Genomic DNA, 20,728 nt, shown 5'->3' with positions numbered 1-20,728 from the left:
GAGTACCGACGCCAGCTTGTTGCCTAGGGCTTTTTACAGTGTCCACAAATAAGGGTCTTGACCATCACGGCGAGCGGTGCGTTCTTTCATTAATAATTGTTCGTCGATAATCTGGAAGAAATGAAAACTCGAGCCATTTATCTTTTGAACGCCTCATCAAGACGTTCTTTAATGAACTGACTGTTTTTCCGTCGATTCGCCCGCTGCTCCAGTATAACCTGTGCCGCGCTTTTCTTAGAAGGTGCAAACAACAGCGCATTCTTCGGCTGCGTACCTACTGCTTCCGAAACAACCCCGTTCAACGATACATAAACCTTAGTCGCCATGCTGCATCCCTCCTATTAGCCTTCGAACAAAATCGAATGCCAATGCATTTTTATGTATTATAGCACGTATCACGCTGTCTTTGGAAGCTATGAACTTGTCAGTGTTCCATTCCTGTCCACATGGCAAGTGAAATGTCATAACATGATTTGGGAGCCGGAGGCAAAAGTAAAAGGTGCAATTCGATTCCTTGAAGAATACCTGATCATCCGGCTCCGGGTTACTGTACGTAAGTGCAACAAAGGAGTCTTTGTTGTCCAGCAGGTAATAATCATCTCCAGTAGCAGAACCCGTCTTTCCCAATACCACCATGCGGTCTTTTTGAAACTCATACAAGGTAACGGCTGAGCAAGCACTGAAAGAACCCACTGGCTCCTTGACGAAACCATAGTCGTGTTCCACAACCTCCCCCGATACCGAACGTTGGAAGGATTCCAAAAAGGCAGTAAGACTACGAAATCCAGTTATGTTAATGCTTGGTATGACACTTGCCAGTATATCGTAAAAATGATCGTATTGCTCCAATTGGCGCTCATTCGTTTCAATTGCGTCTTTAAACGGCATCAATTGAATACCTCTTCGCAACAGGTCACTGAAATACATTTTCCAGTCAGGAGCAACAGCAAGGGATAAGTCCTCGAAATAGATGCCTCGTCCAACAATGTCATGAATGAGAAACCAAACGTAGGGATCGATGTGAGAAGACAGATCGGCAAGACGGAGTGCCGTAACGATTTCCGAAGCCTTTGGGAATGAGGATGTTTCCGCAATATGGGCCTCCACGTACTCCTCTATAGTCACCTTCGCCTTGGAGAAATATTCTGCCTTCACCGCACTGTCCACAAACACAAGAATGGTCTTGCGCCGTGTATAAGCTTCAATGAGCTCCATATGCGTAACGGTACGCTGGGACTTTTCGTAAAACGTGCCGGCTTTGTTTGAAATGAAAAGTAAAAACGCATCTGATTGACGAACACACTCGATACACTTTTGAACAGGATTAGTGTGGGAATCCCATGCCCCGAAATTTTTTTCAAAAAGCATCGGTTCATGCCCAAGCTCACGCAATATATCCCACATGCTCTCCCGCAGAGGCCGGAGTGTATCTTGAGCGACAGAGCTTATAAAAACCTTTGTTTTCGTGAACAAGGCGATTCTCACATCCTATCACAAACGTTATCAATTAATTATAGCATACCTTCAAAATATGACAATTATCGAGTGGTTCATCGACCCAGCGATTAACTATTCTCCCGTCAGACACCAAGTAAAAGGAGACTATTGACACGGAATATGAGAAACCTCTACAATCGTATTGAACGATTTGCTATAACGTTTCAGCAAACCGATTTTGCGTAGTCCTTCTACACGGTTAAACGATTGAATAAAGCAGAATGCTAGTCTACAATATGGAGACCGTTTCGAAATAATTGCATAAGATTGGGAGAGACATTGTGAAGATCGCGCGCGTTTGGAAAAAAATTGTTGCCGGCAGATGGTTGACCGCGCTCTTGCTGCTGTCCATCATCCCGCTGCTCCTGTTCGGTACGATCACTTACCATATTGGAAGCGGCATCATCGAAGGGGAAATTCATCGCTCTTCGAAAATTACGCTGGCCCAAATGAAGGATCAGATGGATCAGCTCATCCAACAAATCGAAGGCAGTACGACGCAATTCTCCTTTCAATCGAATGTGCTCGATTTCGCGAATATCGGCGAGGAGCCTCCGCTCGGTTCCCTGCTTACTTCCGCGCGCTTGATGAACGATATATCGTCCATGAAAAATTCCTTGCATTCCCTGGACTCCATCTACTTGTACCACATCCCGCAAAACATTTCGATTTCTTCCAACTATATCGTGACCGTAAGCGATATGAGCTTTCCGGACAACAAATGGATCGCCGCGGTTGAGGAAGCGGTCGAACAAAAGATTCAAACCTTCTGGATCGCTCCCCGAACGATTAAGGAAGCCGGCGCGGAAAAAAACGTGTTTACGTATATCCGCATCTTGCCTCCTCTATATACCGAACCGAAGGCTGCGCTTGTCATCAACGTGGATGCCGGGTTTATCCACGATATGATGCAAAGCTTTCCGCTCGACGCGGATGGGCAGCTGATCGTGTTCACGAACGACGGCAAGCTCATTACGCAAACAGGCAAGCCGCCGGCCCCTAATTCGGACATCATTCAGCGGCTGTTGTCGTTCAAATCCGATCAGCTGTCGGAAAATAACAGCGCTTTGCTGAGCAAACCGGATGCGTTTGTCACGCTCGAGCACTCCGCTTTGAACGGGTGGAATTACGCGCTGCTAATTCCCGCGAAGGTGCCCGCCGAGAAGGTGCGGCTGCTGAAACAAGCGATTATCGCCCTCTCGATTTTCCTGTCGCTGTTCGCTCTTCTGACCGCTTATTTTAGCTTTCAGCGATTTCAACGAGGCGTTCGCCGCATATTCGAATTGTTGACGAAGCATGACGAGGGGACCCGCGACGCGGAACCGGATTTGCCGGGAATTCCCTATCATGCGGAAGTGCAGAGCATTGAACATCGCGTCTCCTATTTATTGAAGGAAGTAGACTCGGGGCGGGCGAGATGGAAAGAGCAGCTGCCCTTGCTGCGGTCCCATTATTTGCTCTCGGCCATTGTCGGAAGCTACAGCTCGGTGGAGGCGTTGTCCGCCTTGGACCGGCAAAAAACCTTCGAAGCGTTCGATTTCCCCGTTTTCTCCGTGCTGGTCATCGAAATGAACGAGCCTGCGGAGGACAGCCGGTTCGGGCCCGGAGACGAAGGTTTATTTATCAATGCCGTATCCAATATCGCAAGCGAGCTCCTGAACCGCTACAGGACGGAAACGATCGTATCGAAAACAAGCGCGATCCTCATTCTGAATATGCAAGACGATACGCAGCCGAGCGAAATATTGCAGGCGGCCGAATTGATCCGGCAAGCGATCAAAAAGTATTTGAAGCAGACCGTTTCCATCGGTGTCGGCCCCAAAGTGCAATCGTTCCAAGAGTTGTCGGCAAGCTACCGGGAAGCGATTCAGGCGATGCATTTGTACGGAACGAAAGCCGGCGATGAAGTGGTAAGGCTGGACTATGACCGCTCGAAAGATTATAAAACCATTCATTACCCTGCCCATATCGAGCAGGAATTGACGGAGCGGTTTCGCGTCGGCGACCAGCACGGCGTAGCGGCAAGCTTGCAGCAATTCGAGCTCCACTTTGCTGCGAACCCGATTTCGTTCTCCTTGCTGCGCACGTTTTATTTGCAGCTGCTCGTTACGTCGATTCGGATTGTGCAGGGATACGATCAGGAGCTGGAGACGATTTTCCCGAACCGCAATCCGTATGCGGAGTTTTTGCAATTGGAACGAAGCGCCGAGCTGAATGAATGGTTGCAAAAACAGTTTTTCGAACCGGCCATCCGCTTTATGGAGTCGGTAAGGAAACGCAAAACGAAAGAAACCGTCGCACATGTGCTGGATTATATTCATCGCAACTACGCGTCGGATCCGGCATTTAAAACGGCGGCCGAGCAATTGGAAATCAGCCAATCGTATTTGAGCCAATTGTTTAAAGAAGAAATCGGCGAGACCTATACCGACTATTTGACCAAATATCGGGTAGCGCAAATCAAGAAGCTCCTGCTCCGAACGGAGCTGACGATTGCCGACATCGCCAAGGAAGTCGGGTACGGCAACGCGCAGCAGCTGATCCGGGCCTTTAAGAAGCTGGAGCAAATGACGCCGGGCGAGTTTCGGACGCTTCACAAACAAAATTCCCCCGAATAGCTGAGCGGCGTCGCACCGAACATTTGAACATCGTTTCGTAATGCAAGGTTGCCTCAAAGCCGCGCGCCATATCGGGTTTACGTTTGATCGGATCGAAACGCTTCGGCGGTTCGATCTTTCTTTTTTCCTGCTAAACATTTGAATATCGACTTGTAACGAAAGATCGGGCTATGATAGGCGGCATAAAGACAACACGGAAAGGATGCCGACAGGATGGCAAATGCCAAATTACGATCTCTTTGGAACACGTATAAAGAAAACAAGTTTTTAATCGCGCTGTTTTTGCCCGGCTTCTGTATCTTTTTCTTATTCGCATATGTGCCGATTTACGGGCTGCAAATCGCATTTAAGGATTTTCACGTGTTGGAAGGCGTGTGGGGCAGTCCGTGGGTTGGATTCGACAATTTCCAGCGGCTGTTCACGGGACACGGATTCACCAATGCATTGCGGAATACGATTGTGATTTCGCTGCTCAAGTATTTGATTACTTTTCCTGCTCCCATTATTTTGGCGCTTATGCTGAACGAGGTGCGGAATGTGATGTTCCGCCGGGTCATTCAGACGATATCGTACTTGCCCCATTTTTTCTCTTGGGTCATTCTGGCTTCGATTCTTTTCGCCTTTCTGGGATTAAACGGCGCGGTGAACGCGATCATCGGCCTATTCGGGTTCGAGCCGGTTCTTTGGCTCCAGCAGCCGAGCAAATTTTACGGGATTCTCATTTTATCCGATATTTGGGCAGGGGTCGGCTGGGGCTCCATCATTTATTTCGCCGCATTATCGGGCATCGATCCGACGTTATACGAAGCGGCCATCGTTGACGGCGCAAGCCGCTGGCAGCGGTTGTGGAACGTCACGATTCCCGGCATCATGCCGACAATTCTCGTGATGCTGCTCCTCAGTATCGGCAGCTTCCTGTCGGTCGGTTTCGACCAGATCTACAATCTGGTCACACCGATGACGAGCAATGTCGGCGATATTTTGGATACCTACGTGCTGCGGAATTTGCTTTCCATGGATTACGGCTTGGGAACTGCGGCAGGCTTGTTCTCTTCCGTATTCGGACTGGTTCTGATCTTCACGACGAACTGGCTGGTGAAGCGGTACGACCGCGATCAAGGACTATGGTGAAAGGAGGGGCGATACAATGCATGCGATCAAAAAAACAACGGGCGAACGCTTGTTCAATTTCGTGAACATCTTTCTGTTATGCTTGCTTGGTGTCTCAACGCTTTATCCGTTTCTTTATGAGCTGACGCTTTCGTTAAGCCCTCCGGAGGTAGCCGTGCAGTCCGGCTGGCATCTGTTCCCTTCGGACCCTACCCTGCAAGCTTATGCGCAGATTTTGAAGCGAAGCGAGATTCAGGATGCGTATTTGATTACGATTGCGCGCACCGTCGGCGGCACTACGCTCGCTTTATTGCTCACGTCGATGGTCGCGTATCCGCTTTCGAGGAAGAGGTTTCCGCACCGGGGGATGCTAATGTTCCTGCTGATTTTCAGCATGATGTTCGGCGGAGGGTTGATTCCTTCCTATCTGCTCAAGAAGGAACTCGGCTTGATCGATAATTTTCTGGTATATATTGTTCCTGGCGCCGTCAGCGCATTTAATGTCATCATTATGCGAAATTTCTTTCAATCGATTCCGGAGGAATTGATCGAATCGATCAAATTGGATGGCGCCAGCGAACGGGTCGTATTGTTCAAGCTGATCATTCCGCTCAGTCTGCCCGTATTGGCGGTTGTCGGTTTATGGACCGCGGTCGAGCAATGGAACGCCTGGTTCGATTCGCTCATCTATACGAACAAACCGAATTTGCAAGTGCTGCAGCTCTTTCTGCGCCAGGTGGTCATTACCGAGACGAGCTCGTTTCTCGGCGACGTGTCCAGGGAAATGAACGCGCAAAAGGCCATGACGCCGGAATCGATGAAAGCGGCTACGGTCATGATCATTTCCATGCCGATCGTTATCCTGTATCCGTTTATTCAACGCTTTTTCGTCAAAGGCATTATGCTCGGTTCCGTCAAAGGGTAACGCTTGGACCAAAAGGAAATGCTTGACGCAGGTATGTCGCCGGACGGCTTCATATAAACGTATGAATCATTAAGGGAGGGAATAAGCAATATGAAAAAACAAGGAAAACGTATTGCCGAAAGCCGGTTTTTAGTAGGGGGAATTACTGCTGCCGCTTTACTTGCCACCGTTCTTAGCGGATGCGGCAAGAGCGAAACGGAGAAACCTGCGGCAAGCTCTTCGCCTGCGCCGAAGCAGTCGGAGGCGGCAAAAACGTCAGAACCGCCAATGGAAATCAATTGGATGCTCCGTACGAATGTCAGCGCGCTTCCGGAAAATTCATACGGCCAGAAGTACATTGAAGAGAAGTTTAACGTCAAATTAAAAGTAACGTCGATCGGTTACGACGATTATCAGCAGAAACAGAAAATTTTGCTTTCTTCCGGCACCGTTCCCGATGTCTTCTATGCCGCAACTCCGGCGGACTTGAAAAAATTCCAATCCATGGGCATTTTGGCCGAAGTGCCGATGAAATCGATCGAGCAGCACGCACCCGGTATTTTCGCTGGGATCAACAAGTACGCCGCAAGCAGCTGGTACATTCCGAATGTCGAGGGCAAAAACTACGGATTGCCGACGTATTATTACTCGGGTCAATTTGCCAGCAGAGCAGTATGGCGCACGGATCTGCTGAAGAAAGCCGGCATCGATAAAATTCCGGATACGCTTGAAGAGCTGGAGGCAGCGTTTGCCGCGCTTAAGAAAATCGGCGTAACCGGCATGACCAGCCGGGGCAATTCCGAATTTGCGGCCTTCCTGCAAATTTTCGGCGCTCATGGCGTCATGCCGACGCAATGGGAGCTGAAGAGCGGCAAGGCGGTCAACGGCGCCACGCAGCCGGAGGCCAAACAAGCGCTGACGCTGCTCGCCGACTGGTATAAGAAAGGTTATATCGATCCCGAGTTCGTAACCGGCAAGGACACCCAGCAGAAGGTGCTGGACGGCAAAGTGGCGATGTTCGACTATGTTGGCGCAGACACGTTCCCTTCGTGGGTGGAAGCCCAGAAGAAGGCTAACCCGGATGCGAAAATAGAAATGGCTCCGCCGCCGCAAGGTCCGGGTGGAAGATCGACTTGGGCATGGGGATTAACGGGCAATTCGTGGGTATTCGGCAAGCAGTTGGAGAAACAGCCGGAGAAGATGAACAAAATCCTTCAAATTTTCGATAAGCTGCAAAACGATGAAGAACTGTACCGCGGCATGTTCTGGGGCGTGCAAGGTACGCATTGGGATTATATCGATCCTGCCAAGGGCGTAGAGGGCGGACTCAAATACCTCCCGCCGTACAATGACGGAGCGGAAAGGGATAAGCTCGGGATGGACGGCAGCTATGCCAATCTGTTCGTTCAGCAGCCGAATCCGGCAATTGCCGACAAATATTACGACCAGGCGCTGCTGAAGGTACAGAGAGAATACAATTATCCGCGGGTAGGCTTGTTCGGCAAGGCGGACGCCGTCCCGGACGCCGGGAAATATTGGCCGGATATGATGAAGCTGAAGGTTGAAACGTATGCCAAGATCGTCAACGGCACCTTGCCGGTATCTGCGTTCGACGACTTTGTGAAGCAATGGAACGACTTGGGCGGTACCGTGCTTGAGAAAAATGCCAATGAGCTTTATCAGCAATTGAAGATCGACAAGTAAAAGACTAGGACGCTTCGCAACAATCTTGTCCTTCATAAAATGCTTTCCTCCAAGTGAAATCGTTCCGTATGCCAGGATGATTTCACTTGGGATTTTATTTTAATATGGTGATTTAAAAGGAGCAGGTGCAATGTTCTACGATGTGCCAGGTCAAATCGAAAGACAGCGGCAAATATACGCCAAGCTGGCGGCGTACAGTTTGGACTATTTCGACGAAGCGGGCCGGTGGATCGGAGCGGAGGCGCCGCCTAGACTGAGAGAGCGGTTGTGGTACGCAATTTCTTACGTTTCCGGCGGGAATGCGGAAGCGATCAAAACCGCCAACCGGATTATAGCCGCATCCGCGTTCGCCGCATGCCACTTTACACCGATGGCCGCGTTGCAGCTTTTAGTAAAATACAAACGGTACCTCGACGATCAGGCGATCGGCGCGCTGGAAGCTTATTTGCTTGATGTGCTGGATTCGTTCCGGCATACCGATCTTGAATTCCGCGGCGCCAACGACAATTTCCCGACGATGGGATGTTATACGCTGCTTGCGGCCGGAATCTACTTCAGCCGCCCGGACGATTCCGCGCTGGCCGTCCGCCGCATGCATGACTTGAAAGACATGCTGACGCGCCGAGGGTTTATGAGCGAATTCAACAGCCCGACATACTCGCCCATCCAAGTTTATTGCATGGCGGAAATCGCGGAGCTGGTTGAGGAGCCGACGATTCGCATGTTGGCGCTGCAGATCGAAGAGCGGTTATGGGCCGATGTGTGGAGCCATTATCATCCCTCCACGTATCAGACCGCCGGTCCTTATTCCAGGGTATACGAAGTCGACTCGACGGCGCATACCCATCAATCGCGGTTCATTTTGTATGCGCTTCTGGGCGACAAGATGGCGATCAACCCGATGAACACGTTATTTTCCTCCAAGTACGGCAAAACGGACGAATTGGTTCATAATAACTTGCCTTTCATGCAAGTAAGCGTCGGGTGGCTGCTGAATACGACCTTCCATTGCCCGGACTATTTAGTGGAGCATGGACTTCATAAAACTTATCCTTACCGCGTGCAGGGTACTTATGAACTTGCATCGTCAACCGATCATCCGCAGCCGGCCGATCCCGCCGTTTCCGACAATATTGTGGAATTACCCGCCGGTTCGGGCAGCAACTCGACTTATATGACTGCGGACTACGCTCTCGGCGTCATTGCGCGCGAATTCCGGACCGGTGTCTTTACCGATTCCTTTCACCTGCTTTACCGGCGGAAGGAGCATGTGGCCACTCAAGCGGATGTGGCGACGGTATACGCCAACTACATCGTGAACGACAAAAGACCAAGCGAAATGAATCAATACGTCGGGTTGAATTGGCTCAATTGGGTCGACTCCATACTGGACGAAGGCCGAAAAATCGGCATGCAGCACGACCGGACAGCGATGCTGCTGTATAAGCCCAAGCTGTGCTTGAGCGAACAGGTCACAAGCTTGAAGCTGACGCTTCTGTTTCCCGCGCGATACGGCTTTGTCGAAGAAGTTTGGCTGGGCGAACGGAACCTGTCCGGCCTGGAGGGCGGCAGTGTGGAGCCTTGCCCGGTGTTCGTGAAGGATGGCCCGGTCTATATGGCCTTCTTCCCGCTTCTATTCGGCAATCATGGACGAGATAAAGCGGTAAAAGTGGAGAGGATCAACGATTACCTTGCGGTATCCTTCTACAATTATGAGGGAGAAGCGCGCGATTTTGCCAAACGCGGCTTTTTGCTGACGGGGAACGGCTTTGTTGCGGAAGTGCGCAGCGAAGCGGAAGTAGGCAGCTTTGATAACTTCCGGCACATGTTCCAGGACGGGAAGATCGTCGACGAATGGGCCTACGGCAATGCCATTACCTCCATGCGCCGCACCGTGTACGAACGGGACGGGCTTAAGATGGAGTGCATCTGGAGTCCGCTTACCGAAGGGGTGAAGATGGCGGCCATCAACGGAAAAATCCCCAAAGAACCGTTACTCGCGATTACCGGACTCGATACCGCCCGGCTTCCTTTTCTCGAAGACGAGGCAAACGGCTCCGCGCCCCGAGGAAGCTGCAGTACGGCTCCGCGGTAAAAGCCCTGTACCAAAGAACCGGTTTCCTCGACATGATTGTCGGCGAGACCGGTTGTTTTCGTTGCGCGGCAGGACCTACAAAGCAGAAAAGTAACGGCGGTAAATGAGATAGGTGACCAATAAAAACGCGGCGTATATGCCGATGACCGTCAGCAGCCGTAATGTGTCGGAAAATAAATATTGGCCGATATAAGCATAAACGAGCATGGCCGGAATTTTGCCGATCGCGGATGCCGCTGCGTAAGTCGGAAGACGAATGGAGAGCAGCGCCGAATAAACGTTGACTGCAGCCTGCGGCAGTACGGGGATGATGCGGGCGAAAACGATCGTCCAAAACGGATGCCGCTCCATCTTTTGCTGCAGCTTTTCAAGCCGGCTGAATTTGGATAAGTAAGCGCGGGCTTGCTTTTGGAAGAAAAATTGCACGAACAGGTAAACGATCACGGTTCCGACGGATGCGGCCAGCCAACTGATAAAGGCGCCAAGCAGCGGTCCGTATATGTATCCGAAGATCCCGATGACGATTTTGAATGGAATGACGGGAAATAAGATAAAACCTACGGCAATAAGAAAAATAAGGACAAGCGGCGCGTCCCCGCTCCGAAGCCAATCGATAATTTCATCCCTATAGATGAAGCATAGAATCGCGGACACCGCGTAACCAAAAATTGCGACGAATGTTCTCATGTTACTAGTTTACTTTACGGAGTCGGATCTAATCAATGAAGCAGTTCGGGCTCGACGAAAACGAACGACGCAGCAAACAGCCAAGCTAATTAGCCGGCTGTTTTTTTCGTTGTCCGGCAGTCTGTCCGAAAGTGAATCATGCTGCGGAATCACAGCACCAAATGTGCAGTTTGTTCCAAAAGTACAGTCGATTTCTAGCATGGAACTATCCGATTTTACAGTATACCTGGCAGAACGGCTATGAAATGATGGAAGCGTGCTTGCAATCGGCGTGAGAATACGCGAAGGGCAGGCGGAATCCCGATCATAGCTTGGGAGGGGCGATCAGGAGTTTGTAAGCGTTTTCTGTCGATTCAAAAAATGCGTTCTGTTAAAAAGGAGGTATTCGGAGGAGATCTGAAAGCTATTCGTGTTTCATTGCTTGATTTAGAGAATGGATTAATTGAAGTCAAGGAGGAATCAGTTACATGCTGCCTTATCTAACAAGGCCTCGTTCCGTTCGCAAATTCATCCTGCTTGTCACGGTATTCTGTATGATAATCGGCTATTGGCCAACCCCTTCCTATGCGGAGAACGGAGGTTCGCCGGCGGATTTTTCGACGATGGCAATCGGGGTAACCAATATGGTTTATAACCCCGGTTTTGAAGACGGCGCTTCTTCTCCTAGCCGATGGACATTGAATAAGGTCAATACGAATGGCGCAGCGGAGCTCGATCTCGCGACGGCGAATAGCGGCAGCCGTTCGGTAAAGCTGACGGTTCCTACCTCTGCGGACAGAGCCCTGGCCACACAAGGGAGCATACCTGTGGAAGCGGGCGAAGCCTATGATTTTAGCGTGTATTACAAAACGGAAAATTTACAAGGCCAGCCGTTGATTCAACTGTCATGGTATAACGGCTCGACTTACCTGAGCGCCGAGAATATACGAGCGAATCAAGTTGTAAACGATTGGACGAAGCTTGCCGCATCCGTTCAGGCGCCGGCGAACGCGACCATTGTGACCATTTCCCTGCACAATCTTTATACGCCTGGGACTGTTTGGTTTGACGATGTATCGCTTGCCAAGGCACAACCGTTTGCGGCGATCTCTCCAACTTCGGCGCAGTTCGATAAGTTTCCGCTTAATCAACAGGATATTCAGATTAACATGACAGTCCTTCATACGACGCTAACGGCGATATCGAACGGCGCGCATACGTTGACATCCGGTGCCGATTATACGGTGTCCGGCGATGCGGTCACGATCAAAAAAGGGTATTTGGCTTCACTTCCAGAAGGCTTGCAAGAGCTTGCCTTTTCCTTCAGCTCCGGTAAAACGCTTATGCTGCAAATTACCATAACCAATGGAACGTCTGCAGGCGGAAATGTGGTCGATAACCCCGGTTTTGAAGACGGCGCATCTTCCCCTGCCGGATGGACTTTGAATAAGGTGAACACGAATGGGACAGCAGAGCTCGATCTCGCGACGGCGAATAGCGGCAGCCGTTCGGTAAAGCTGACGGTTCCTACCGCTTCCGACAGAGCTGTGGTTACACGGAGCGGCGTCCCGGTGCAAGCGGGCAAAAATTATAACTTTAGCGTCTATTATAAAACGGAAAATTTGGCCGGCCAGCCGCTCATTCAGCTGTCCTGGTATAACGGTTCGACTTACCTGAGCGCGGATAGCGTTCGAGCCGATCGGAATGCGAGCGAATGGAAAAAGTTCTCCATGAATGTGCTGTCACCCGTGAACGCTACATCGGTCGTCATATCTTTGCACAATATTTATACGCCCGGGACGGTTTGGTTTGACGATGTTTCGCTTCATAGAATCGTATTAAATTCTTCCATATCGCCTTCTTTCGCTGCATTTGATCAAAATATTCCCGCTCAGCAGGATATACCCGTGGTCATATACGCGAATGGCAATACGCTGCGAGAAATTAGATCCGGCGGCGGTATTCTGGAAGCAGGCACAGATTATACGCTGGAACAAAATCAAGTGATCCTGAAAAAACAATACTTATCGCAGCTCCTCTCGGGAGTAACGGCCTTCGAATTTGCATTTAGCGAAGGGGCCGATCAATCGTTTTCCTTGTTGATCGTCAATTCCACAAAATTACTCGCTTCTGATGTTACATTCGATAAGAACGAGTTGCTGCGGCAGCCGTTAACGATTGATTTTAAAGAAAGCGAAGGGGAACTGACAGCGCTTCGGATCGGGAATCAGCTGTTGACTTCTCAGCAATATTCGGTTCAAGGCAATCGCGTGACGCTTAACGAGGGTTACCTTGCTTCTTTAGCGACCAAGATGTATGGCTTGTCTTTTGCGTTCTCAAGCGGTTCCATAGCATCTGCGGCACTGACGATTATCGATACGACGACTCCCTTTACGACCAATTTGTTGAACAATGCGGGCTTTGAAGAAGGGGGCGGCTCGCCCGATTCTTGGCAATTCTCCAACGACGGCACAATCGGAAGCTGGAGCTGGGACGACTCCGTTTCCCATGACGGCAATAAATCCATAAAGCTGATAAACGGCCATGAGACCGATATATCGAGCATCATACACCCGTATACAGTCATCGTACCGGACAATGCTTATCAAGTGGAGACGTTCTATCGGACGGACAATCTGCAAGGCGACGTTGCGATGTCGATCGAATGGTATTCAACGCCTGATTCCGCGGGCTTCCTTTCCCGAGAGATCGTTACGGGTGTACGGAATGGAAACGATTGGCGTAAATTATTCCATGAACAGATTGCGCCGAGAGATGCCCGCTACGTCAAGGTCTCCCTTATGGTAAAGGAAGGAACGGGAAGCGTCTGGTTTGACCAGGCGAGATTGGTTAACCATAATCTGCTGCGCAACCACGGGTTTGAGAAAGGAGATTCCGTCCCGGATTCATGGGTGTACGATAAACAAGCGACGAACGGCTCGATGGAACTCGTTTCTGACGAAACGTATACCGGAGCAAAATCCTTGAAAGTAACAAGGGCTTCTCAAGACGACATTGCGATCGTTTCGCAGCCGAATATTGCCGTATTTGGCGGGAAAATGTACAACGCTCAGCTGCGCTACAAGACGGAGAACGGTGCAAGCGCAATCGCTCTCGTATTCGAGTGGTTTAATGAAGCGGGCGAACGATTGCGGCTAGATGAGATTACAGGCGCCGCCGCATCGGAATGGAAGCTTCTTACCGCTCAGAAATGGGCTCCGGAAGCGGCAACGCAATTAGACATACAGATAAAACCGGTTGGCGGACCGGGCGGCGTATGGCTGGACGAAGCGGAGCTTCGGCAAACGCTGGTGGATTCGGCGCGAAATTTAGTTCCCGTGACGGATCTCTACGATGTGAATGAACAGATGGAGCCCGCAGACTTCTGGTCGCTGATGCCCGGCATCGAATTGAATCCGCCGGCGGCTTCGGTATGGACGCAAAAACCGTTAGCCGACTATTACTTCGGTCCCACCGAGGGCGAAGCGCTCAATTACATTACCTTAAGCACGCCGGAGCTGACATTGGCTAGAGATGCGACGGTTCCTGTAATGAACGGATTGCTCGGGCAAGCTATAGCGCCCGGAATGCCGCTTGCAATTGCCGGGGATATCGAGTTCAATCCGTTATTAAGCGCTCATGCCGGGTACAGCAACAAATATTTTCCAAGAAGCATGCAAAGGTATGTGCAAAGCGAATACAATCCGTCTTATGTACTGACCGGAGAACCATATTTTAAAGAGAGATCGAATGAATTGCTTCAATACTTATTGTTCTCTCAGTGGCAGCCTGACGGCAGCAACCGGTTTGTATCTAAATACTTTCCTTCTCAATATGTGCCGCATCCGGAATGGGCAGGCGGATGGGACGATGTATTCGACTGGGAGTGGTTGGATGGTTATGGTTACAAATGGAGCTTGCATGAACCGGATCATCATGTGAACAGCCAAATCGCCTCGACCATGATTAACTCTTATGAATTATATGGAAACGCAGATTATTTGCAGGCCGCAAAAAGCTTCTATTATAACCAAGTGCCGCGTTACGGGTTCCATAAAGGGGTATGGAATAATCACGTGTATTACTGGACCGAGTATAATCCGTCGGGAGCCTCGGCCGGCATCACGAGCGACGATTCTACCGATAACGTTAGCTCGCTTGTCATGCTGACAGCCGCCAAATTGGGTTATTACGAGACGGACCCGCAGTTGAAGGCGCAATATTTAGAATATGCCCGCGGATTGTTATGGTACTTGGTGCGGGAATTTTACCTGGAAGGAAGATGGTATTACGACGGTTTCGAGAATAAGCTGAATCCGGATCGATTTGCCGTCTCGCATGATGGCGTCGTTATCCAGGATGCTTACTTGGCCATAGTTTATTTGTACAAGGCCGGCGTGGATATTTCCGAATTTTTGCAATACTTGTCCGGCGTTGAGGAAGAATATTCCGAAATATGGGCGCTGCTCCAACGCAAAGCGTATTTGAAAATGGCTAAAATATACGACGGAGAGCCTGCTCCGAATTCGCCGGTTACATTCAGCACGTTTGTACACACGATGAGTACGGATTTGAATGAAGTTCGCTTCCAAGATAAAATTCCAGCGGGTTTTGTAGAGCAAGAGACGTTGGATATTCGCATTTCCAAAATCCTGCCGCCTGACGGCAATAACCCGAACTGGACCATCGATCCCGAAAATGACGTCGTGTTTACCATCACGCCCGCGCAACTGGAAGAAGGCGTGATTATTCCTTTCGCGATGCCGAAACGGACGACGTACAAAATTGCCTATGAAGCAGTAGCAGCTTCCGGCTTCGACAGGGCGAAGGCAGTCGACGAGGATTCGTCCGTATCCGCTTGGATCGTGGATGACGACAATACGGCTACATTCGTTAGACTTACTTCGGGAACGAGCGGGGAAAAGACGAAATCGCACACAATGCCGTTAAACATGCCTTCCAGAGTGAACGCGGAAAACTTCTTATCTTTTAGCGCTCAACTGCTGTTCCCGTTCGGAGACGAAACTTCAGCCGTTCTCGAAACGTCCCCGGCACCTGCAGGAACGGTCTACCGGCACGATGACGACTGGGGAGATCTTGCCGCCAGCAAATATATTTATCCCATTCAGTCGTTATATCCGGTGAAAGAACCTGTCGGTCTTCAGATGTACAGCGATTCTTACGGGGAAAAAGGAAGAGTGCTGTCGGCGACGAAAGCCGGCGATTACGTGGGGCTGGAATTCGAGCTTTTCCGTCCGGCTGAGGAATATACCGTATTCGCGTATTATGCGAAGGATGATTCCCGCGGCATAGCGGCTATGTATATGGACGGGGAACGGATTGGCGCGGATTTTGATCTTTATGCGAGCAAAAATACGGCTTACGACGCTCCCGTTCCTGTTGCGGTCGATATGGGAGCCCAAACGTTGGATGCCGGAAAGCATGAGCTCAAGTATGAGGTCATCGGCAAAAATACATCGTCCAAAGGTTATGAAATCGGCCTATACGAAGGACTCATTCTTCAGCCGACAAACCTGTCTTTGCCGTCATTCAGCGTCTATGCGAACGGCGGCAAGATGAAAGAAGGGGCGGTTTTCAAAGAGGGAGACAATGTTATTTTTACTGCCAAGCTTCAGGATGGGAACTGGCCGGGTGTGAGGGTAGAAACGTTTATCGACGATGTTCCTTATGAAGGCGGGGAACTCGAGATGGATGGAAGCGCGAGCGACCATGTACTGAAGGTAGTCGTTTCGGATGCCGCCGCAAACCGCAAGGAAAAAATATATCCGTTTACGGTTTTGGCTAACGATCGCGTAATGAATAACAATGCCAACTTAAGCGACTTGAAAGTAGACGGTTTAACCATTAGCGGTTTCAATGCCGATGTGGTGAATTATACGGTTTCGCGACCCGAGGGAACGAGCAGTATTCCAACCGTAACCGCGGCTGCAGAAGATGCAAATGCAGCGGTCGATATTGAAGCGGCGGCGGCATGGTCCGGCAAAACCAAAATTACGGTCACAGCCGAAGACGGCGTTACCCGCAAAACCTATACGGTTCATTTCATTCTAGTGCCGAATGCTGTTGAAAATACGGGAACGAATGAACCGGGAGCCGGGCAAGCTGTCGTTGAGAAGCCGCCGGCTCCGAAGCCGAATCAAGACGGGATCGTTTTCCTGGCACTGCAAGCAGGGCAGACGGAAATGACGGTATCCCGCGAATTGTTGGAAGAAGCCGAACAAATAGCGATCGTTAAAGACGGTTTAACGCTTTGGCTATCGAAAGAGGCGATGGGGCAGGTAAGAGAACTTTTGAATTTCTCAGCAAATAAGGAGGAAAAACTGGTCGTCTCCATTCAAGCCGGGTGGGGTGAAGCGGAAAAACAGCAACTTGCACAGTTGAGCGAGCAAGCGAATGCCGAGTTGAAAGCAGCAAGCGCCGTATACGATATCCGGCTGTCCGCTGTAGAAGACGGCGAACATTTAGCGCTGCCGCTGACGGTCAGCTTAGCCTACGATGAGCAAGCCGATGCAGGTTTAATCGGGGTATATAGGCTGGGAGAAGACGGAAAACTCGAATATTTGGGCGGCAAGGTAAACGGCGATCGGATCGAAGCGATGCTGCCACGCCCCGGTAAAGTGGTCGTGCTTGCCTATGACAAAACGTTCGAGGATGTCCCGGCCGGACACTGGGCTTACCGGATGCTGAAGGAGACGGCTGCCCGCCATCTCGTCGAAGGAGTATCGGACAACGCATTTGAGCCGTCCCGCGATGTGAATCGTGCCGAGTTCGCAACCCTGCTCGTCCGCATGCTGGGACTTGAGACGGGTGGAACGGTATCGTTCGCAGATGTGGATCCGGATGCATGGTACCCGGGATACGTCGCAGCGGCGGCCAAAGCCGGGCTTGTCAATGGTACGGATACCGGCCTATTTGCACCGGAACGAACCATTACCCGCGAAGAAATGGCGGTCATGCTCGTTCGCGCCTACGCTCTGAAACAGGGAAGCAAGAACGAACAAACGCCGATAGCTCCGATAGCCGCGTTCGCCGACCGCGATTTAACAAGCGAATGGGCGCGGCAAGCGCTGGATGCCGCAGCGTCGCTTGGGCTGGTTGCCGGCAGAAGCGGCGACAGGTTTTTTCCGCTTGGCTCGACGAATCGCGCCGAAGCGGCGCAAGCGATTTATAATCTGGCGAAGCTGGATTCCTGATCGTTTGCAGGTGCTCAAACCGTTATCCTATGCCGGCAGGCTTTCTCTGCCGGCATTTCGACATGTCAGCACGTATATCGCAGATGCGGCTCCATTTCCCGGTAAACGCGCCGTCTAGAAAACGGCGAAGCCGTTTATCCTTGGTTTATCAGAAAGTATATCGTGGAAGCGGCTCTAAACCTCGGTAAACGTGCCAGTCCTTAAGGACGGCGAAGCCGTTTATCCTTGCTATGTGCAGCGCTGCCGGCATTCCGCAATTTTGCAGTCTATTCTCGTATTTTACAGTTTACGGTTCGTCCATTTCTGTATAGGATTAAACTAACTTTCGGAATGCCGGATCGTCGGGAGAAGGAGTAGAGCAGATGAAATGGATTCGCAAGGCAGCATCAAGAAAATACTGGCTGAAAATGTTTCTGTCCGTCGTCCTTTTATCCATTCTTTTTATTGTAATCGTTTCCACAGCGTTGTTCTACAATTCCAAATCGACGCTATCCAGCATCCAATTCGAGGCGAACGGCAAGATGCTGGACCAGGTCATCTATAACATCGATTTTACGAACAAATTGCTGCAAACCTTGATTGCATCCACCTATTCGGATTCGAGAACGGCCTATTTGATGGACACGGCGCAAACGGAGGCGTACAAACGGTATCCGAGCATTATGTCGTTCGAGAAAATTATGAATTCCTCGCCGCTGCTGCAGGCGGTAACGGTCTACAACGCGCATAGCGGCTGTTATTATTACTACGCCGACAATGAGGTGTTGGATTGCAAAGGCGACGGCATGTCGGGCAAGCTGGATCATTATTTGCGTACGGCGAAGCATATTCCGAAGCTGCAGCTCGTGCCGATGTATTTCGAGGACGAACCGGAAGGCGGCCGGAAAGCCAGCCATTTTTCGTTCTTCATGTACACGAAGGATGAAACGTCCGGAGACCGGGGAAGCATGCTTATTTTTCATGTGAAGCCGGAATGGCTCTTTGCCAATATTTCCGAAATCAATCGTCTCACCAAATACGCGAACAGCAAAATCATGATTCTCGACAAAAACGGCATTGCCCTGAACGCATGGAATGACGGCGAATTCAGCTCGCAGTACCAACTGGCCATAAGTGAAAAAATAGGCTTCGAGAAGCTTCGGAACGGAGAGCCTTCTTCCTTCTTTCTCAATGAAACGGATAACGGCACAAATTTGATCACCTATGCCACGTCGCAAGCTAACGGCTGGACGATCGTCAGCATTCAGCCTTACGATACCGTCATGAATGTGATCGGCAGAATGCAATCGTTCTCGATCACGATCATCGCGCTGGTGCTGTTAGGCGTGCTGGCAAGCTCCATCCTGCTCGTCTCGCGCTTGTACAACCCGATCGCGAGGGTATTGTATCAAATTCGCCGAAGCATCCAGAAGGAGGGGACGGCGAGCAACAGTACGCTGCTTGAGCGAAGAGGGGAATTCGGATTTATTTCGTCGATGTTCGAGGAAGCGATGACCGAAGTGCGCATGCTGAAGGTCGACAAACAGGCTCAGAGCGCAATCGTCAAAAGCTATTTTTGGCGCAAGCTGATCCTCGACAGCTCCAATATTACGCTGGAGGAGCTGCAGGCGCAAACGGATGCGGCCTTATCCGAAAGCGAGAAATACGTGCTGTGCTTGCTCAAGCTCGACCGTTATCACGAGTTTACGTCCAAGTTCGATCAAGCGGAACGGAAGCTGTACAAATTTGCGATCGGCAACATCGCGCAGGATCTGCTTTCCGAATGCTCCGTCAGCCATATCGTCGATATGGGAAACGATCATCTGATCATCCTGGTCAGGATCGGGCAGTCCGAAACGGACGCTTATGCCCGCATCTGCGAATCGCTGCAGGCTTTGCAGGGAACGGTCAGAGCTTATTACAAATTGGGGCTGACTGCGGTCATAAGCGACGAAACGGTCGGACATCGGGACATTACACAGCAATACGAAGCGGTTATGGACCATGCCAAATACAGGCTCGTTTTCGGCAAGCACTCGCTCATCACCCCCGCCATGATCCGGGAGCGCTTGGAAAATACGAATATTCGGTTCCCGGCGGAATGGGAGCGAAAGTGGGTCGAGGCGTTCAAGTCGGCGGATTACAGCATGTATCAATCGTATTTGTCGCGATTTTTCGAACGGATGGCACAGCTGAATTACGACAACGTGATCGATCTGTTATTGCATTTGCGGGTGCTGGCCAATCAAACGATCCAGGAAATGAACCGCAATACGCAGCGTCAACGCTCTTTGGAGATGGGCAATTTCCTTCAGCAGATTATGGTGCAGGAGACGCTTGAGGATATAAGCCGGCTGTTTCTCGACTTGTTTCATGAAGTATCCGAGAAGAGGCAGAGCAGGTCGCCGGACAATCAGGCGAATCGACGCCTTGTCGTCGATACGATTAAAGAAATCGTGGAACAGCAATATGCGGACCCCAATTTATGTCTGCAAACGGTGGCCGATATGGTCAAGCTTTCCCCGGCATACGCCGGCAAGCTGTATCGCAGCAGCGAAGACATGTCGGTAGCCGAATATATAACGGCAGTCCGTTTGAATCATGCGATCCGTCTGATGGAGAACAACAGCCTAAGCATCAACCATATTATGGAGAGCGTCGGCTTCAGTAATCAGAGCTATTTCTTCAAGCTGTTTAAGCGCAGATTCGGAGCGACGCCGAACGAGTACCGTTCGAATATTTAAAGCTTACAGGGCACCTGCTTCTTGGAAGCGGGTGTTTTGTTCAAATAGAAGCGATTCTTGGATAACGGGGGCTCCCCCGAAAGTAATAGGAATAAGCTGCAGAGGCATGCTTCACTTTTGGGGGGGCTTTGTTGTAGATTGCCCGAAATTACAGCAGCATCAAAAAGTACAGTCCAAAAACAATGGCCGAAAAGCCC

10 protein-coding genes are annotated in these 20,728 nt (G+C 50.5%); 7 read left to right on the top strand and 3 right to left on the bottom strand.

Going from position 1 to position 20,728, the window contains the following annotated elements; translation table 11 throughout:
* Window positions 1-137 precede the first annotated feature (137 nt).
* Entirely contained in the window at window positions 138-326 is a 189-nt protein-coding gene (locus tag DQG23_RS33595) for a hypothetical protein (RefSeq protein WP_113035413.1), read from the bottom strand.
* Window positions 316-1,473 carry a DUF4062 domain-containing protein gene (locus DQG23_RS33590; RefSeq protein ID WP_158560830.1) on the bottom strand — a complete coding sequence of 386 codons (1,158 nt, stop codon included), beginning with the start codon at window positions 1,471-1,473 and terminating at the stop codon, window positions 316-318. Before DQG23_RS33590 ends, DQG23_RS33595 begins: the two co-directional genes overlap by 11 nt.
* A 305-nt stretch (window positions 1,474-1,778) precedes the next feature.
* On the opposite strand from DQG23_RS33590, the gene DQG23_RS33585 reads away from it, so the two are divergent.
* From DQG23_RS33585 to DQG23_RS33565, 5 genes are all read left to right on the top strand, one after another.
* Entirely contained in the window at window positions 1,779-4,115 is a 2,337-nt protein-coding gene (locus tag DQG23_RS33585; RefSeq protein ID WP_113035411.1) for a helix-turn-helix domain-containing protein, read from the top strand.
* 213 nt (window positions 4,116-4,328) lie between these two features.
* Window positions 4,329-5,246 carry an ABC transporter permease gene (locus DQG23_RS33580; RefSeq protein ID WP_113035410.1) on the top strand — a complete coding sequence of 306 codons (918 nt, stop codon included), beginning with the start codon at window positions 4,329-4,331 and terminating at the stop codon, window positions 5,244-5,246.
* A gap of 16 nt (window positions 5,247-5,262) precedes the next feature.
* Window positions 5,263-6,150, top strand: a complete 888-nt coding sequence (locus DQG23_RS33575) for a carbohydrate ABC transporter permease (RefSeq protein WP_113035409.1) — start codon at window positions 5,263-5,265, stop codon at window positions 6,148-6,150.
* 90 nt (window positions 6,151-6,240) lie between these two features.
* Complete coding sequence (locus tag DQG23_RS33570; protein WP_113035408.1) at window positions 6,241-7,833, top strand: extracellular solute-binding protein; 1,593 nt, start codon at window positions 6,241-6,243, stop codon at window positions 7,831-7,833.
* Window positions 7,834-7,963: 130 nt separating this feature from the next.
* Window positions 7,964-9,928 carry a hypothetical protein gene (locus tag DQG23_RS33565; protein WP_113035407.1) on the top strand — a complete coding sequence of 655 codons (1,965 nt, stop codon included), beginning with the start codon at window positions 7,964-7,966 and terminating at the stop codon, window positions 9,926-9,928.
* A 75-nt stretch (window positions 9,929-10,003) separates the two neighbouring features.
* On the opposite strand, the gene DQG23_RS33560 is transcribed toward DQG23_RS33565, so the two are convergent.
* Window positions 10,004-10,615, bottom strand: a complete 612-nt coding sequence (locus tag DQG23_RS33560) for a TVP38/TMEM64 family protein (protein ID WP_113035406.1) — start codon at window positions 10,613-10,615, stop codon at window positions 10,004-10,006.
* Window positions 10,616-11,082: 467 nt separating this feature from the next.
* Between DQG23_RS33560 and DQG23_RS33555 the strand changes: the two genes are divergently transcribed.
* A complete protein-coding gene (locus DQG23_RS33555; protein WP_113035405.1) occupies window positions 11,083-17,808 on the top strand; it encodes a X2-like carbohydrate binding domain-containing protein in 6,726 nt (2,241 codons plus the stop codon).
* Between the two features lie 362 nt (window positions 17,809-18,170).
* Complete coding sequence (locus DQG23_RS33550) at window positions 18,171-20,531, top strand: helix-turn-helix domain-containing protein (protein ID WP_113035404.1); 2,361 nt, start codon at window positions 18,171-18,173, stop codon at window positions 20,529-20,531.
* Window positions 20,532-20,728 lie beyond the last annotated feature (197 nt).

Source organism: Paenibacillus contaminans (assembly GCF_003285015.1).
GTDB lineage: Bacteria > Bacillota > Bacilli > Paenibacillales > NBRC-103111 > Paenibacillus_V > Paenibacillus_V contaminans.
Note: the sequence above shows the minus strand (reverse complement) of the source record. Positions and strands in the feature narration are given on the sequence as shown.

What these genes read in the sequence shown, in the direction of transcription:
- DQG23_RS33595 (WP_113035413.1), bottom strand. Translation starts at nt 326, where the DNA reads ATGGCGACTAAGGTTTATGTATCGTTGAACGGGGTTGTTTCGGAAGCA.
- DQG23_RS33550 (WP_113035404.1), top strand. Translation starts at nt 18,171, where the DNA reads ATGAAATGGATTCGCAAGGCAGCATCAAGAAAATACTGGCTGAAAATG.
- DQG23_RS33555 (WP_113035405.1), top strand. Translation starts at nt 11,083, where the DNA reads ATGCTGCCTTATCTAACAAGGCCTCGTTCCGTTCGCAAATTCATCCTG.
- DQG23_RS33560 (WP_113035406.1), bottom strand. Translation starts at nt 10,615, where the DNA reads ATGAGAACATTCGTCGCAATTTTTGGTTACGCGGTGTCCGCGATTCTA.
- DQG23_RS33565 (WP_113035407.1), top strand. Translation starts at nt 7,964, where the DNA reads ATGTTCTACGATGTGCCAGGTCAAATCGAAAGACAGCGGCAAATATAC.
- DQG23_RS33580 (WP_113035410.1), top strand. Translation starts at nt 4,329, where the DNA reads ATGGCAAATGCCAAATTACGATCTCTTTGGAACACGTATAAAGAAAAC.
- DQG23_RS33570 (WP_113035408.1), top strand. Translation starts at nt 6,241, where the DNA reads ATGAAAAAACAAGGAAAACGTATTGCCGAAAGCCGGTTTTTAGTAGGG.
- DQG23_RS33575 (WP_113035409.1), top strand. Translation starts at nt 5,263, where the DNA reads ATGCATGCGATCAAAAAAACAACGGGCGAACGCTTGTTCAATTTCGTG.